The sequence below is a fragment of the Streptomyces sp. NPDC019531 genome (assembly GCF_044903305.1).
Classification (GTDB): domain Bacteria; phylum Actinomycetota; class Actinomycetes; order Streptomycetales; family Streptomycetaceae; genus Streptomyces.
Window position 1 is genome coordinate 207488 of the sequence record NZ_JBJDQL010000005.1, and the last position, 15859, is coordinate 223346.

Sequence of the window (15859 nt, forward strand, 5' to 3'; positions counted from 1 at the left end):
GTCTTCCCATGCCGTATTCCCGCACGTCCGGTATCGACCGGCGGCTGTTCCTCTCCTCGGTCCTCGGTGCCGCGGCCGGTGTCGCCGGTCTCAGCGGCTGCGCCGGCAGCAGTGCCGCCGCCGACAGCGAGGACGCCCTGTCCGCCCCGATCGCCGCCAAGGTCCCGGCCGGTACGAGTCTGAAGATCGCCTCGTATTCCGGCACCCAGCAACTCCAGTTGAGACTCGGCAAGCTGGGCGAGTTGCCGTTCAAGGTGACCGACTGGCCCAATATCAGCGCCGGGCCCGATGTCATCAACGCCTTCCGGTCCGGCTCCCTTGATATCGCCAACAACGCGGGAATCCCGCCGATCCAGTCGCACTTCCAGGGCTACGACGCGAAAATCGTCGCGATCAACATCACCCGCAAACCGAACTACCTGTTCGCCACCAAGCCCGGCAGCGACATCCGCGCGGTCGAGGATTTCAAGGGGAAGAAGCTCGCGTTCTCACAGGGGCAGGCCCAGGGGGTCGTTCTGCTGCGGGCGTTGAAGAAGGCCGGGCTCTCCTACGACGAGGTGAAGCTCGTCCCGCTGACCAGCAACCAGTTCTTCACGGCCCTGCAGTCCGGCCAGGTGGACGTGGCGCCGCTCGCCAACAGCCAGGCGCCCGCCTATCTCCAGCAGTACGAGGCCAAGGGCGCCCACGCCATCACCACCGACGTGGTCGACCTGCTCAACCTGCTCTGGGCGCCCACCTCGGTGCTGGGCGACCCCGCGAAGGCCGCCGCGATCGCCGCGTACATCCCCTACTGGGCCAAGGGCCAGGTGTGGACGTACGAGAACCCCGACATCTGGAACGAGGAGTTCTACGTGAAGACGCAGAACCTGACCCTCCCGCAGGCGAAAGCGGTCACCGCGCTCGCCAACAAGCCGCTGTTCCCGCCGAGTTGGGACGAGGCGATCAAGTGGGAGCAGGAGACCGCGGATCTGCTTGCGGAGGGCGGCTTCGTGAAGAAGTTCGACGTGGGCGAGCTCTTCGACCACCGCTTCGAGGGCATCGCGGCGAAGTCCGTGGCCGCGGAGTACCGGAGGTGAGCGCCGTGACCACCACCGCGGCCGCCCCAGCCGTGGTCGCCGAGGACGCTTCCCGGGTCCGCAGGCGCCGCCGGCTCTCCCCCGGCAGGCGGCTGCCCGCCGCCCGGCTCACCGGACCGGTCCTGTTCCTCGCCCTGTGGGCCGCCGCGTCCGCCGCCGGACAGCTCGACCCGGCCGCGATCCCGGCGCCCTGGACGGTGGTGAGGACGGGCGCCCATCTGTGGACCGAGGGAACCCTGACCACCGACATCCTGACCTCGCTCCAGCGGGCCGCGACCGGATTCGCGATCGGGCTGGTCGCCGGTGTCCTGCTGGCCCTGGCCTCCGGCCTCAGCCGGGTCGGCGAGGCGCTGATCGACGGGACGGTGAGCCTCAACCGGGCGATCCCGACCCTCGGTCTGATCCCGCTGTTCATCCTCTGGCTGGGCATCGGCGAGGCCTTCAAGGTCGCCATCATCGCGATCGTCGTCTACATCCCGATCTATCTGAACACCCATGCCGCGCTGTCCGGCATCGACAACCGCTTCGTCGAACTCGCCGAGGTGCAGGGCCTGTCGAGGTTCGCCTTCGTGCGGCAGATCGTCGTCCCCGGCGCGCTGCCCGGATTCTTCGTGGGACTCCGGCTCGGCGTCACCGGCTCCTGGCTGGGCCTGGTCGTCCTGGAGCAGATCAACGCCACCAGCGGACTCGGCTACATGATGTTCCAGGCCCAGAACTACGGCCAGAGCGATGTGATCCTCGTCGGTCTCGTCGTCTACGGCGTCTTCGGCCTGGTCTCCGACAGCGCGGTCCGTCTCATCGAACGGAGGGTGCTGTCATGGCGGCGCACACTGAGCAGCTGACCCGGCCCGCGGTCCGACTCCGGGGGCTCACCCGGTCGTTCGACGGGCGCACGGTCCTCGACGGCATCGACCTCGACATCCCGGCCGGGCAGTTCGTGGCCCTGCTCGGGCACAGCGGCTCCGGAAAGAGCACGCTGCTGCGGGCGGTGGCGGGGCTGGACCACGAGGTGGTGGGGAGCGGGCAACTCGCCGCTCCCGAGCGGGTGTCGGTGGTCTTCCAGGACTCGCGGCTGCTGCCCTGGCGGCGGGTGCTGGACAACGTCCTCCTCGGCACGGACGGCGAGGAAAGGGGCCGCGAGGCGCTCGCCGAGGTGGGCCTGAAAGGCCGCGAACAGGCCTGGCCCAGCGAGCTCTCCGGCGGCGAGGCGCAGCGCGCCGCCCTGGCCCGCTCGCTGGTCCGGGAACCCGAACTCCTGCTGGCCGACGAGCCGTTCGGGGCGCTGGACGCACTGACACGCATCAGGATGCACACGTTGCTGCGTGAGCTGTGGAAGCGCCACCGGCCGTCCGTCCTGCTCGTCACCCACGACGTGGACGAGGCGATCGTGCTCGCGGACCGTGTGCTCGTACTCGAACAGGGCCGTATCGGCCTCGACCTGACCCTGGACCGCCCGCACCCGCGTTCGTACCGGGGCCCCCTGCTGGGCGAGTACCGGGAGCGGCTGCTGGCCGCGCTCGGTGTGACGGAGGACCACGCATGACCAACAGACAGCTTCACCTGAACGCGTTCCTGATGAACACCGGCCACCACGAGGCCTCCTGGCGGCTCCCGGAGAGCGACCCGTTCGCGCACGTCGAGCTCGACCACTTCGTGCACCTCGCCCGGATCGCCGAGCGCGGCACCTTCGACTCGCTCTTCCTGGCCGACGGACCGCAGCTGTGGAGCAACCTCGCACAGCGGCCCGCCGGCGCCCTGGAGCCGCTCACCCTGCTGACCGCGCTGGCGACGGCCACCGAGCACATCGGGCTGATCGCGACCGCCTCCACGTCCTACAACTCGCCCTACAACCTGGCCCGCAAGTTCGCCTCGCTCGACATCATCAGCGGGGGCCGGGCGGGCTGGAACATCGTCACCACCGCGGGCAGGGAGGCCGCGCGGAACTTCGGTCTTGAGCACGAGCCCGCGCACGCGGACCGCTATGCCCGGGCCGCCGAGTTCCTCGACGTGGCCCTCAAGCTCTGGGACAGCTGGGAGGACGACGCGATCGTCGGCGACAAGGCCGCCGGCGTCTGGGGCGACGACACGAAGATCCACCCGCCCCGCCACCAGGGGACGTACTTCAGCGTCGAGGGCGCGCTCAACGTGCCCCGCACACCCCAGGGTTACCCCCTGCTGGTGCAGGCGGGCTCCAGTGAGGACGGCAAGGAGTTCGCGGCCCGGTACGCCGAGGCGGTGTTCACCGCCCAGCAGACCATCGAGGACGCGCGGGCCTTCTACGCCGATCTCAAGTCCCGTACCGTCGCGGCCGGTCGCGACCCCGAGCACATCAAGGTGCTCCCCGGCATCGTCCCGGTCATCGGCGCCACGGAGACCGAGGCGCTCGCCAAGGAGCGGGAACTGGAGGACCACATCGTGCACCGGCACGGTGTGGCCAACCTGGAGCGGCTGCTGCAACTCCCCCTTGGCACCCTGGAGTTGGACCGCGAACTTCCCTCCGATCTGCCGCCCGAGTCCGCCATCGAGGGCGCCAGGAGCCGCTACACGCTGGTCGTGGAGCTGGCCCGGCGCGACCGTCTCACCGTGCGGCAGCTGATCGGCCGGCTCGGCGGCGGGCGCGGCCATCTCACCTTCGCCGGTACGTCCGAGCAGGTCGCGGACGCCATCGAGACCTGGTTCACGCAGGGTGCCGCCGACGGCTTCAACATCATGCCCGCGGTGCTGCCGTCCGGCCTCGACGCCTTCGTCGACCACGTCGTCCCGATCCTGCGCACCCGCGGCCTGCTCCGCGCGGAATACGGCCCCCGCCGGACCCTGCGGGAGCGCTACGGCCTCCCCCGCCCCGTGAACCAGTACGTCCAGCCCGTCCACGCCTAGGAAGGACCCCCGCACATGTCCGGTATCGAGATCCGCAAGGTCACCGCGAACATCGGCGCCCACATCTCCGGCGTCGACCTCTCCAGGCCCCTCGACGAGGAGACGGCCACCGCCCTCCGGGACGCCCTCAACGTCCACAAGGCGCTGGTCTTCAGCGACGTGAACCTCGACGACGAGGGCCAGCAGGCCTTCGCCCGGCACTTCGGCGAGCTCACCACGGCCCACCCGACCGTGCCCGCCGTGGACGGCGCCCCGAACGTCCTGCCCGTCGACAGCGAGGGCGGCCAGGCCGCCAACAACTGGCACACCGACGTCACGTTCGTCCTCAACCCGCCGCAGGCCAGCACCCTGCGCAGCCTGACGATCCCGCCGTACGGGGGCGAGACGCTGATCGCCAACTCGGCGGCGGCCTACCGGGATCTGCCGGAGCCGCTCAGGCGCCTCGCCGACGACCTGTGGGCCGAGCACACAAACGACTACGACTACGCCGTGCCGGAGGAGACCCTGGACGAGCAACAGGCCGCCCGACGCGCGCAGTTCACCTCGATCAAGTACCGCACGGCCCACCCCGTGGTCCGGGTGCACCCCCTGACCGGTGAACGCGGGCTGTTCATCGGCGGGTTCGCGCAGCGGATCGTGGGCCTGTCGACGGGCGAGTCACGCAAGGTCCTCGACCTGCTCCAGGCGTATGTGACCCGCCCGGAGAACCTGCTGCGCCACCGCTGGTCCGAGAACCAGCTCGTCCTCTTCGACAACCGCATCACCCAGCACTACGCCGTCGACAACTACGACGGTCTGCCGCGCCGCCTGCACCGGGTGACCGTCGCCGGGGACGTCCCGGTGGGCATCGAGGGCAAGGAGAGCTACGTGATCCAGGGCGACGCCTCGCACTACACGGCCGTAGCGGCGTAGTCACAGCGGGTTCCGCGGACGTCCGCATGCTGGGCGGTCTCCCCTCTGACCTGGGGAGACCGCCCAGACTGTGGGCGTTTTTGCCGTCTCACGCACTGGACGAACCACGCCCATGCCCAGCACCACCGTCACGACTCCACAAGAGTCCGACGCCTCCCTGTCCCACGGTCTCAAGCAGCGCCATCTGTCGATGATCGCCCTCGGCGGGGTCATCGGCGCCGGTCTGTTCGTCGGTTCCGGCGCGGGGATCGCCGCCGCCGGGCCGTCGATCGTCCTCGCCTACACGCTCTCCGGCCTCCTTGTGATGCTGGTGATGCGGATGCTCGGCGAGATGTCGGCCGCGCACCCCTCCTCCGGTTCCTTCTCCGCGCACGCCGAGCGCGCGATCGGTCCCTGGGCGGGCTTCACCGCCGGCTGGTCGTTCTGGGTCCTGCTCTGCACGGCCGTGGGCCTGGAGGGCATCGGCGCCGCGAAGATCGTGACCGGCTGGCTCCCGGGCACCCCCGAATGGGCCTGGGTGGCGCTGTTCATACTGGTCTTCTGCGTCACGAACCTGGCCGCGGTGAAGAACTTCGGCGAGTTCGAGTTCTGGTTCGCGGCCCTGAAGGTCGGCGCGATCGGCCTGTTCCTGATCCTCGGGGTGCTGGCGATCGCCGGTGTCCTGCCCGGCACCGACTCCCCCGGCACCGCGAACCTGACGGACTTCTTCCCGGGCGGCGGCGAGGGCCTGGTCGTCGGTCTGCTCGCCTCCGTCTTCGCGTACGGCGGTCTGGAGACGGTCACCATCGCGGCCGCCGAGTCCGAGGACCCGGTGCGCGGGGTGGCGAGCGCGGTCCGTACGGCGATGTGGCGGATCGCCCTGTTCTACGTCGGCTCGATGGCGGTGATCGTCACCCTGGTCCCCTGGGACGCGAAGGCGGTCGTGGAGAAGGGCCCGTATATCGCCGCCCTCGACGAACTGGGCATCCCGGGCGCGGGTCAGATCATGAACGTCGTCGTGCTGGTCGCCCTGCTCTCGGCGATGAACGCCAACATCTACGGCTCCTCGCGCATCGCCTACTCCCTGGTCGAGCGCGGTCTGGGTCCGAGGGTCCTTGGCCGGGTGTCCGGCGGTGTCCCGCGGATCGCCGTCCTGGCCTCCTGTGGCTTCGGTTTCGGGTGTGTGGTGCTGAGCCACTGGCGCCCCGACGACGCGTTCTCCTGGCTCCTCAACATCATCGGCGCGGTCGTCCTGGTCGTCTGGGGCTTCGTCGCCGTCTCCCAGCTGCGCCTGCGCCGGGCCCGGACCTTTCCGCTCCTGACCTGGGTCGCGCTGGCGGGCATGGCGGCGATCCTCGTCCTGATGGCCCGGGAACCCGCCACCCGGGTGCAGCTGTACTCGACGGGCGCGATGACACTCGTCCTGGCAGGGGTCGGATACGCGCGACAGAAGCGCCTTTTTATTGCTAGCCTGTAGTTGCAATATACTTGCAATAAGGCGCCCGGCCTCGTGATCGTCTTCTCAACCTTCATGCGGGCGGGCGGAATGACGGAAGCCCCCGCGAGGACCTGACTCGCAGGGGCTTCCCAACTGTGGTCAGGCCTTTCGCCCCACACCACCGTGCTGGCCGATCGGCGCCGGTGCCGAGTCGCCGTCCGGGCGCCACAGCGGGACCGAGACCACGCCCGGGTCCACCAGCTCCAGACCCTCGAAGAACGCCTCGATCCTGTCGACCGGGCGCAGGAAGTAGGGGACCGCGCCGGTCTCGTTGTAGGCGTCCTGGGCCTGTTCGTAGTCCGGGTCGGTGCCGCGGGAGCCGTCGTTGACGCAGAGGTAGCTGCCGGAGGGCAGGCCGGCCACCAGGCGGCCGACCAGGTCACGGGCCAGGTCGTAGTCGGCGACATGGCCGAGGATGCCGCTGAGGATCAGGGCCGTGGGACGGGTGAGGTCGAGGGTCCGGGAGGCCGCGTCGAGGATCTTCTCCGGCTCGTAGAGGGTCAGGTCCTCGTACGCCGTCTCGCCCTGAGGAGTGGAGGTGAGCAGGGCGCGGGCGTGGGCCAGGACCAGCGGGTCGTTGTCGACGTAGACGATCTTCGATTCGGGGGCGCTGCGCTGGGCGACCTCGTGGGTGTTGTCGACCGTGGGCAGTCCGGTGCCGACGTCCAGGAACTGGCGGATGCCCGCCTCCTCGACCAGGTACCGGATGCTGCGGCCGAGAAAGGCCCGGCTGCTGCGGGCGATCGTGACGATGCCGGGGAAGACGGCGGTGTAGGCATCGCCGGCCTCCTCGTCGACGGGGTAGTTGTCCTTGCCGCCGAGCCAGTAGTTCCAGATCCGGGCCGAATGCGGCACCGAGGTGTCGATCTCCGTCATGGTCCTATCGTGCTACGACCGGTCCGGCTCGCACGGCACATTGAGCGAGAGAAGTGCGGCGGATCCCTCCTTGTCGAGGCGGAGTTCGGTGATCGCCGCGTTGCGCAACCGCGGGAACACTCTGCGGTACTCCCGGGCCGGGATCGACAGCAGCGAGCACAGGACCAGCCGCAGCAGGGTGTTGTGGGCGACGACCAGGACGCGCTCGCCGGGGTGGGCGGCGGCGATACGGCGGAGCGCCCGCGTGCCCCGGGCGGCGGCCGCCGTCGGGTCCTCCGCGCCAGGGAAGGGATATGTCACCGGGTCCGCCCGGAAGGCCTCGGCCGCGTCGGGCACCTCCGCCGCGAACTCCGCGAGGGTACGGCCCTCCACCACCCCGAAATCGCACTCCCTGAGCCCGGGTTCGCGGTGCGCGGTGACTCCCAGGGCACGGCAGGCCGGGTCTGCGGTGGCGACCGCCCGCGAGAGGGGGGACGTCCAGACCGCGTCGGGACGGTGTACGGCGGCCCACCGCCCGAGCGCCTCCGCCTGGGCCCGCCCCTCGTCGGTGAGCCCGATGTCGCTCACGCCCGCGTAACGGTTCTCGGCGTGCCAGATCGTCTGCCCGTGCCGGGCCAGCAGCAGGGTCGTGCTCGTGCTCATCGCGTAGTCCCGTCGGTAGGTGCGGCGCCGTCGTGGCTGGTCGCGCACGCGCGGCGGTAGCCGCACATTCAGTACTGCCCAGCGCCCCTGGGTGGGGGGTGGCACAGGTTGGTGTCCCCGTTCAGCCGACTGTGCGCGTGCGCCGCGACCGGGGCCGGGAGCCAGCCGCGGCTCGTGAGTTCGTCGACGAGACGGGCGTACGGCTCGGCGAAGAGTGCTGTGCGGTCTGGGCGTGGTTCCAGGATCGTGTGGATGCGGACCATGCGTTCGGCGATGTCAGGCAAGAGCTCCCCGGTGACGCCGTGGGCCGCCAACGCGGCCATTCCCAGGGCCGGTTCGGGCTGTTCGGGGACGCGGGCCGGGCGGGCGAGGATGTCGGCGCGGAGCTGGTTCCAGTACGGGCTGCGGGCGGCGCCGCCGGTGAAGGTGAGGGGTCCGTCGAGGGGTGCGCCCAGGTGGTGCAGGTAGTCCAGGCACAGGCGCTCCGCGAATCCGACGCCCTGGAGGATCCCGGCCCAGCGGTCGGCGTCGTCGGCGGGGGTGCCGAGGAGGACGGCGGTGGCGTCCGGGGCCAGGAAGGGGAAACGCTCCCCCGGTGACACCAGCGGGTAGGTGACCGTGCCGGACGGCTCGAAGGCGGCCGCCCGCTCGTCCATCGCCGCGGGGTCGGTGACCGCCGGGAGCGCGCCCGCGCCCACGCTCGACGCCCCGCCGGGCAGCCATGTCCCGCCCGGCGCACGGTGGTTGTAGACCACGCCGGTGGGGTCCGGGACCGGCTCGGGGGCGGCCCCCTTGAGCACCAGGGTGGTGCCGAGCACCGAGTTCCAGGAGCCGTGCCGCAGGGCGCCCGCCGCGATCTGGGCCGCGCAGCCGTCGGTCATCCCCGCGATCACCGGAGTGCCGGCGGGGATACCGGTGGCCTCGGCGGCGGCCGGGCAGACCTCGCCGAGCCGGGTGCCGGGAGGTACGACGTCGGGCAGCGCCTCGCCGAGGAGATCAAGGGCGACTTCAGGCCAAGCGGCCCGCTCAAGGTCGTAGCCGGTCTTCAGGGCGTGACTGGAGTCGGCGGCGGCCCGGGTGCCGATGAGCCGAGTGACGATCGCGTCGGGCTGGTGGGCCAGGCGCAGGCCGGACGGGAGCGGGCTGTTCCGACGCAGGCCGGGGCCGGGCTGCCTGCCCGCGAGCCCGCCGCTGTCAGCCCCCTGGCCACTGCACGCTCCCCCACCACCGAACGGCCGGCCGGAACCCGGCCTTCCCTCGTGCTCCCGCGCCAGCCACAGCGCCTTCGGCAGTGCCCACGTGTCCTGGACCGTGAGGCCCGCCTCCCGCAGCCACGCCGCCTCACCCGCCGCGCGTCCGTCGTCGTACATCAGGGCGGGACTCACCGGGCGCCCCTCCCCGTCCGTCAGCAGGACCGTCCCGGACGTCCCGCACACCGCGAGCCCCCCGAGCCGTACGCCCATCGGAGTGGTGAGCGCGGCCCGGGACGCCGTACGGACCGCCTCCCACCACTCCCCCGGATCCTGCTCGTGCCGCACACCCTCGCGTCGGCCGCCGAGCGGGGCGGAACCCCGGCCCAGCACGGTTCCGTCGGCCGTGACCACCAGCGCGCGCACACTCTGCGTGCCGAGGTCGATCCCCAGCCACGCCGTCTCGATCTCGTCCGTCATCTCTGTCATCGGGGCCTCCCACCCGCACGGGGTCTATGCGTACCCCGGACAGGCAGCTCAACATCGTGTGAGTGAAGCGACGACTCGGAGGTCGACGATGACCCAGAGGACCGATCCCGTACGTGTCGTGGCGGCCGGTGACCACTTCGTGCTGCCAGGGCTGATCGCCGGGGCCGTCGAGGCCGAGCTGGGCGACATCGCCGTACGGACGACGGAGTTGACACTCGGCTGGCCCCTCGAACCCTTCGGGCCCGTCTCGGAGGTGACGGAGGCGAGCGACGCCGAGGACGAACTGATCGAGGCGCTGGACGGCGCGGAGGTCCTTGTCACCCAGATGGGCCCGGTCACCGAGCGGGTACTGAACGCCGCCGACGACCTGCGGCTCGTGGTCGTCTGCCGGGGCGGGCCGGTCAACGTGAACCTCGACGCGGCCAAGGCCCGGGACGTCCGCGTGTGCTTCGCGCCAGGACGCAACGCCGCCGCCACCGCCGAGTTCACCGTCGGCACACTGCTCGCCGCCCTGCGCCGCATCCCCCAGGCCCACGACCTCCTCGCCGGACAGGGCAGTTGGGAGGGCGGCGCCGCCTACTACACGTACGAGCACAGCGGCCTGGAGCTGGAGGACCTGCCCGTCGGACTCGTCGGCTACGGCGCCGTCGGCAGCCGGGTCGCGCGCGTGCTGTGCGCCTTCGGCGCGCAGGTCATGGTGTACGACCCCTATGTGCGCGGCGAGATCCACGGCCTGCGCGTGACCTCCCTGGACCAGCTCCTCACCCGCTCCCGGGTGATCACTCTGCACGCCCGTCTCACCTCCGAGACCCGCGGCCTGATCGGCGCCCGCGAGCTGGCCCTGCTGCCTCAGGGGGCGGTCTTGGTGAACGTCGCCCGCGGACCGCTCATCGACGAGTCCGCCCTGTGCGACGCCCTGGAGAGCGGCCGGCTGTCGGCGGCGGCCCTCGACACCTACGAGCACGAGCCGCTGCCCGCGGACTCCCGGCTGCACGCCCTGGCCGACCGGGTCGTCCTCACCCCGCACCTCGGCGGGGCGAGCCGCGCGGTGGCCGAGAAGGCGGCGAGGATCGCGGCGGAGGAGGTGGGCCGCTGGGCGCGGGGGGAGCGGTTGGCGCACTGCTTGACGTGACCTAGGCCCTAGGAGGGATTTCTTCATGTACGTCGGTATCGATGTGGGCACGTCCGTCGTCAAGGCCGCCGCCTTCGACGGCGAGGGCCGTCAACTGGCCGTCGAGTCACGCCCGGTGGAGCTCTCCCTGCACGGCGGATTCGTCGAGCAGGACATGGAGGAGGTGTACGGCGCGGTCGTCGAGGTCCTCGGCAAGCTGACCGGGCGGGTGCCGGAGCCGGTGGAGCTGGCCGGGCTGACCGGGCAGGGCGACGGGGTGTGGCTGGTCGACGCGGAAGGGCGGCCGGTGCGGTCCGCGGTGTCCTGGATGGACGGGCGGGCACACGAACTCCTCGACCAGTGGCTGGCGGACGGCACCTTCGAGACGGTGTTCCGGCGGACCGGCGGCGCGATGTTCCCCGGCTCACCGGGTCCGCTGCTGGCCTGGCTCGACCGGTACGAACCGAAGTCCCTGAATGCCGCCGCCGCGGCCGTGTACTGCAAGGACATGGTCTTCCAGCGGCTGACGGGTGCGGTGCGGGCGGCCACGGACGTGTCGGACGCGTCGATGCCGTTCCTCGATCCGCGGACGAGGTCGTACGACAACCGGGTGGTGGAGCTGCTGGGGCTCACCCGTCGCCGACGGCTGCTGCCCGCCGTCGAGGACCGGATCGCCACGGGTTCGGCACGGGGCGAAGGGCTGCCGTCCGGGACCCGGCTCTCGAACGGGCCGTACGATCTGCCGGCCTGTGCGCTGGGGGCGGGGGTGACCGCGCCGGGGGACGGGCTCCTCATCGTCGGTACATGTCTGGCGGCGCTGGTCGCCACGACCGAGCTCGACCTGAGCGGTGAGCCGGCCGGGCTGTACATCTCCACCGACCGGCACGGGCATCGGCTGCGGGCGATGCCGGCGATGGTCGGTACCGCCGCGCTGGACTGGGTGCTGTCGACCACGGGCGTCACGCATGCGGAGGTGGACGGCCTGCTGGCGTCGACCCCGCCGGGGGCGCACGGGGTGCGGGTGCTGCCGTACTTCGCTCCCTCCGGGGAGCGGGCTCCGTTTGTCGAGCCCCATCTGCGGGCCGAGCTCAGTGGGGTCTCGCTGGAGACGACGCCTGCCGATCTGATCCGGGCGACCTGTGAGGGGATCGGGTACGCGGCCCGGCACTGTCTGGAGGCGGCGGGGCTGACGGGCGCTCTCGCGGTGTGCGGCGGGGGGACCCGGAGTCCGGCCTGGATGCGGTTGCTGGCCGATGTGCTCGGGCGGCCGCTCAAGGTGGTTGAGGGGGAGGTGGGGGCTCGGGGGGCGGTGTTGGCTGCCGCTGAGCGGTACGGGGTTTCGCTGGATGCGGGGGGCTGGACCGAACCCACGGCGATCGTTGAGCCGGATGCGGGGCGTTCCGCGTACTACGCCAAGGGGTTCCAAGAGCATTTGGTTCGGTTGGATGTGGCTCGGGGGAAGGCCGGACGTTAGCCGCGGGTTTCGTTGTGGCTGGTCGCGCCCACGCGGCGGAGCCGCATATCGATACAGCCCCGCGCCCCTAGGTGGGTGGGAGTGCACGGTGTTCATGCGGTGCTCGAATTGTGGTGGGTCGCTTCAGGAGTTTCGGGCGCTCACCGACGAGGAGCAGAGGTTCGTACGGGAGCACAAGCCCAGGCATACCCGCCTGGGCTCGTACTACCGGTGTGCCCGTGAGGGCTGTCTTCGCTACCAGCGGCTCGGGGATCAGAAAGACGGGGGGTCCTTTCCCAAGCCCGAGAAGTGACTACAGGTTGCTGAAGTCCGGGCCCTTCGTACGGGTGCGCTTGATCTCGTAGAAGCCCGGGACCGAGGCGACCGCCAGGGTGCCGTCCCACAGCCTGGCCGCCTCCTCGCCCTTGGGGGCCGGGGTGACGACCGGGCCGAAGAAGGCGATCTGCTCTCCGTCGGCGCCGGGGACCGCGATGACCGGGGTGCCGACGTCCTGGCCGACCTTGTCGATGCCCTCCTTGTGGGAGGCCCGCAGTTCGGCGTCGAACTCGAAGTCCTTCTGATCGAAGTAGTCGATCAGGTCGGCGGGCAGGCCGACGTCCGCCAGGGCGCCTTCGACGGCCTCGCGCGTCGGGCCCTGTCCCTCGTTGTGGATACGGGTGCCGAGTGCGGTGTACAGCGGGCCGAGGATGTCGGAGCCGTGCTTCTGCCAGGCCGCGGTGACCACCCGGATCGGCTGCCAGGCCTTGGTCTCCAGCAGCTCGCGGTACTGCTCGGGCAGCTCGTCGATCTTCGGCTCGTTGAGCACCGCCAGGCTCATGATGTGCCAGCGCACCTCGATGTCCCGGACCTTCTCCACCTCCAGGACCCAGCGGGAGGTCATCCAGGCCCAGGGGCACAGCGGGTCGAACCAGAAGTCGACGGGGGTCTTTCCGGAGGCGCTCACGGTCTCGGACATGGGTCTCCTAGATAAGGGTTCGTTTCAAGGGACAACACCGCTCGTCGCCCACCCCATTCCCGGCTGACCGATGTCAGGGGCACATGGCAGGATCGGGCCTGTCCGCATGCTGAACACCATCCGAGGGAGCATCGCCCGTGCCCGGTGAGAATCTGTCCCGTGACGAGGCCCGGGAGCGGGCCGCCCTGCTGTCCGTCGACGGGTACGACGTGTCCCTCGACCTGCGCTCGGCGGTCGGCGACCAGACCGGGGACGGCCCGCGCACCTTCCGGTCCGTGACCACGATCCGCTTCCGGTGCAACGAACCGGGGGCGTCGAGCTTCGCGGACCTGATCGCCCCGAGCGTCACGGCGGTCTCGCTCAACGGCCGGGACCTCGACCCGGGTGAGGTCTTCGACGGTTCCCGGATCGCCCTGGAGGACCTCGCCGCCGACAACGAACTGATCGTCGACGCCCAGTGCGCCTACTCCCGCACCGGTGAGGGCATGCACCGCTTCGTCGACCCCGAGGACGGCGAGGTCTACCTCTACACGCAGTACGAGCCGGCCGACTCCCGCCGCGTCTTCGCGAACTTCGAGCAGCCGGACCTCAAGGCGCCCTTCCGCTTCGAGGTGCGGGCGCCCCAGGGCTGGACGGTGTGGAGCAACGGGGTCGGGGACCTGGCCGACGGGGTCTGGCGGTTCGCGGAGACGAAGCCGATCTCGACGTACATCACGTGTGTGGTGGCGGGGCCCTACCACTACGTCACGGACTCCTACTCACGTGATCTGGGCGACGGCACGACCCTGGAGATCCCGCTCGGCGCCCTGTGCCGCAAGGGGCTCGCCCCCTACTTCGACTCCGACGACGTCTTCCTCGTCACCAAGCAGGGCCTGGACTTCTTCCACGAGCACTTCGACTACCCGTACCCCTTCGGGAAGTACGACCAGGCGTTCGTGCCCGAGTACAACCTCGGGGCGATGGAGAACCCGGGGCTCGTCACCTTCCGCGAGGAGTTCATCTTCCGGGGCAAGGTGACGCGGGCGTCGTACGAGGGCCGGGCCAACGTCATCCTGCACGAGATGGCGCACATGTGGTTCGGCGACCTGGTCACCATGGTGTGGTGGGACGACCTGTGGCTGAAGGAGTCCTTCGCGGACTTCATGGGCACCTTCGCCAACGTCGGCGCAACCCGCTTCAAGGACGCCTGGATCACCTTCGCCAACCGCCGCAAGGCCTGGGCCTACCGCGCCGACCAGCTGCCCTCCACGCACCCCATCACCGCCGACATCCGCGACCTCCAGGACGCCAAGCTCAACTTCGACGGCATCACGTACGCGAAGGGGGCCTCGGTCCTCAAGCAGCTCGTCGCGTACGTCGGCCAGGACGCGTTCCTGGAGGGCGCGCGGCGCTACTTCAAGCGGCACGCGTACGGCAACACACGCCTCGGCGATCTGCTGTCGGTCCTTGAGGAGACCAGCGGGCGGGACATGGGCGCGTGGGCGCGGTCCTGGCTCCAGACGGCCGGTGTCAACTCCCTCACCCCACAGGTGCTGTTGAGCGCCGAGGGGCGGGTCGACGAGCTGGCGGTCGTGCAGGAGGCGGCCGAGTCGCACCCCGAACTGCGGCCGCACCGGGTGGCGGTGGGGCTGTACCGCCGTACGCCCGAAGGGGCTCTGGAGCGGTACGCGCGCGCCGAGGCCGACGTCGACGGGCCGCGTACGGTCGTGGCGGAGCTCGCCGGTGCCGAGGCCCCGGAGCTCGTGCTCGTCAACGACGACGATCTGACGTACTGCAAGACCCGCTTCGACGCGGGCTCTTTGGAGACCCTGAAGGCGGGGCTCGGCGACCTCACCGACCCGCTCGCGCGCGCCCTGTGCTGGTCGGCGCTGTGGAACATGACGCGGGACGCGCTGCTCCCGGCCAGGGAGTTCATGGACATCGTGCTGCGCTTCGCGGGCCGCGAGTCCGACATCGGCGTCCTGCAGATGCTGCACGCCTGGGCCGAGTCGGCGGTCGTGCACTACGCGGCGCCCGATTGGCGGGACGAGGGTGCGGGGCTGCTCGCCGAGGGCGCCGAGCGGGAGCTGCTCGCCGCCGAGCCGGGCAGCGAGCAGCAGCTGGCGTGGGCGCGGTTCTTCGCGCGGACGGCCGAGGACCCGGGCGGTTTCGAGCTGTTGCAGGGCCTGCTGGACGGCACCTCGGCCATCGACGGGCTGGACGTCGACCAGGAGCTGCGGTGGGCGTTCCTTCAGCCGCTGACCGCGTGGGGGGTCGCCGACGAGAAGGCGCTGGCCGCCGAACTCGCCCGCGACGACACCGCGTCCGGCAAGCGCCACCAGGTCCGGTGTCTGGCCTCCCGTCCGTCCGAGGCGGTGAAGGCGCAGGCGTGGGCGCAGGTCGTGGAGTCGGACACGCTCTCCAACGCCCTGGCCGAGGCGACGATCTCGGGCTTCAACCAGCCGTCCCAGCGGAACCTGCTGGCGCCGTACACGGAGAAGTACTTCGCGGTGATCGAGCGGGTCTGGCAGGACCGTTCGATCCAGATCGCGATGAACATCGTCTCGGGGCTGTTCCCCTCCCTGCGGGACTCGCGGGCCACGCTGGACGCGGCCGACGCCTGGCTCGCGGCGCACGAGGACGCGGCGCCGGCGCTGCGGAGGCTGGTGCTTGAGGGGCGGGACGATCTGGCGCGGGCGCTGCGAGGGCAGGCGTGCGATGCCGGGACCGTCAACCACGAGTGACTTTGGCCTGAGCCTGGGCGTACGAGGGCCGTTACGAAATACGTTCCACGGCAGCCG

At 70.8% G+C, this 15859-nt stretch carries 13 protein-coding genes; 9 read left to right on the forward strand and 4 right to left on the reverse strand.

The genetic code is table 11. The features are described 5' to 3' along the window. The first annotated feature begins 8 nt into the window (after nt 1-8). The 6 genes from ACI2L1_RS08900 (at nt 9) to ACI2L1_RS08925 (ending at nt 6321) form a co-directional block, all read left to right on the forward strand. Nucleotides 9-1076, forward strand: a complete 1068-nt coding sequence (locus ACI2L1_RS08900) for an ABC transporter substrate-binding protein (RefSeq protein ID WP_404738614.1) — start codon at nt 9-11, stop codon at nt 1074-1076. Further along, the gene (locus ACI2L1_RS08905; RefSeq protein ID WP_404738615.1) at nt 1073-1918 is read left to right on the forward strand and encodes an ABC transporter permease; all 846 of its coding nucleotides are present in this window, start codon (nt 1073-1075) and stop codon (nt 1916-1918) included. The genes ACI2L1_RS08900 and ACI2L1_RS08905 overlap by 4 nt, the downstream gene beginning before the upstream one ends. Then, nucleotides 1894-2619, forward strand: a complete 726-nt coding sequence (locus tag ACI2L1_RS08910) for an ABC transporter ATP-binding protein (protein ID WP_404738616.1) — start codon at nt 1894-1896, stop codon at nt 2617-2619. The genes ACI2L1_RS08905 and ACI2L1_RS08910 overlap by 25 nt, the downstream gene beginning before the upstream one ends. Next, nucleotides 2616-3953: an LLM class flavin-dependent oxidoreductase gene (locus tag ACI2L1_RS08915; RefSeq protein ID WP_404738617.1), complete on the forward strand. Its 1338-nt coding sequence runs from the start codon at nt 2616-2618 to the stop codon at nt 3951-3953. The genes ACI2L1_RS08910 and ACI2L1_RS08915 overlap by 4 nt, the downstream gene beginning before the upstream one ends. A gap of 15 nt (nt 3954-3968) precedes the next feature. Continuing rightward, the gene (locus tag ACI2L1_RS08920) at nt 3969-4865 is read left to right on the forward strand and encodes a TauD/TfdA dioxygenase family protein (RefSeq protein WP_404738618.1); all 897 of its coding nucleotides are present in this window, start codon (nt 3969-3971) and stop codon (nt 4863-4865) included. A 112-nt stretch (nt 4866-4977) separates the two neighbouring features. Beyond that, nucleotides 4978-6321, forward strand: coding sequence for an amino acid permease (locus ACI2L1_RS08925; RefSeq protein WP_404738619.1), 1344 nt, complete (start codon nt 4978-4980; stop codon nt 6319-6321). A gap of 120 nt (nt 6322-6441) precedes the next feature. On the opposite strand, the gene ACI2L1_RS08930 is transcribed toward ACI2L1_RS08925, so the two are convergent. The 3 genes from ACI2L1_RS08930 to ACI2L1_RS08940 form a co-directional block, all read right to left on the reverse strand. Beyond that, complete coding sequence (locus ACI2L1_RS08930) at nt 6442-7218, reverse strand: SAM-dependent methyltransferase (protein ID WP_404738620.1); 777 nt, start codon at nt 7216-7218, stop codon at nt 6442-6444. A 12-nt stretch (nt 7219-7230) separates the two neighbouring features. Next, a complete protein-coding gene (locus ACI2L1_RS08935; protein WP_404738621.1) occupies nt 7231-7860 on the reverse strand; it encodes a histidine phosphatase family protein in 630 nt (209 codons plus the stop codon). A 68-nt stretch (nt 7861-7928) separates the two neighbouring features. Next, complete coding sequence (locus ACI2L1_RS08940; RefSeq protein ID WP_404738718.1) at nt 7929-9530, reverse strand: FGGY-family carbohydrate kinase; 1602 nt, start codon at nt 9528-9530, stop codon at nt 7929-7931. A gap of 97 nt (nt 9531-9627) precedes the next feature. Here ACI2L1_RS08940 and ACI2L1_RS08945 point away from each other — a divergent pair, with 97 nt between their 5' ends. Beyond that, a complete protein-coding gene (locus ACI2L1_RS08945; protein ID WP_404738622.1) occupies nt 9628-10671 on the forward strand; it encodes a 2-hydroxyacid dehydrogenase in 1044 nt (347 codons plus the stop codon). Nucleotides 10672-10696: 25 nt separating this feature from the next. After that, nucleotides 10697-12124, forward strand: coding sequence for an FGGY family carbohydrate kinase (locus tag ACI2L1_RS08950; RefSeq protein ID WP_404738623.1), 1428 nt, complete (start codon nt 10697-10699; stop codon nt 12122-12124). Between the two features lie 292 nt (nt 12125-12416). Here ACI2L1_RS08950 and ACI2L1_RS08955 read toward each other — a convergent pair whose 3' ends face one another. Continuing rightward, nucleotides 12417-13079 (reverse strand): DsbA family protein, encoded by a 663-nt coding sequence (locus ACI2L1_RS08955; protein ID WP_404738624.1) that lies wholly within the window; start codon nt 13077-13079, stop codon nt 12417-12419. Between the two features lie 137 nt (nt 13080-13216). On the opposite strand from ACI2L1_RS08955, the gene pepN reads away from it, so the two are divergent. Beyond that, the gene (gene pepN / locus ACI2L1_RS08960) at nt 13217-15802 is read left to right on the forward strand and encodes an aminopeptidase N (protein WP_404738625.1); all 2586 of its coding nucleotides are present in this window, start codon (nt 13217-13219) and stop codon (nt 15800-15802) included. Nucleotides 15803-15859 lie beyond the last annotated feature (57 nt).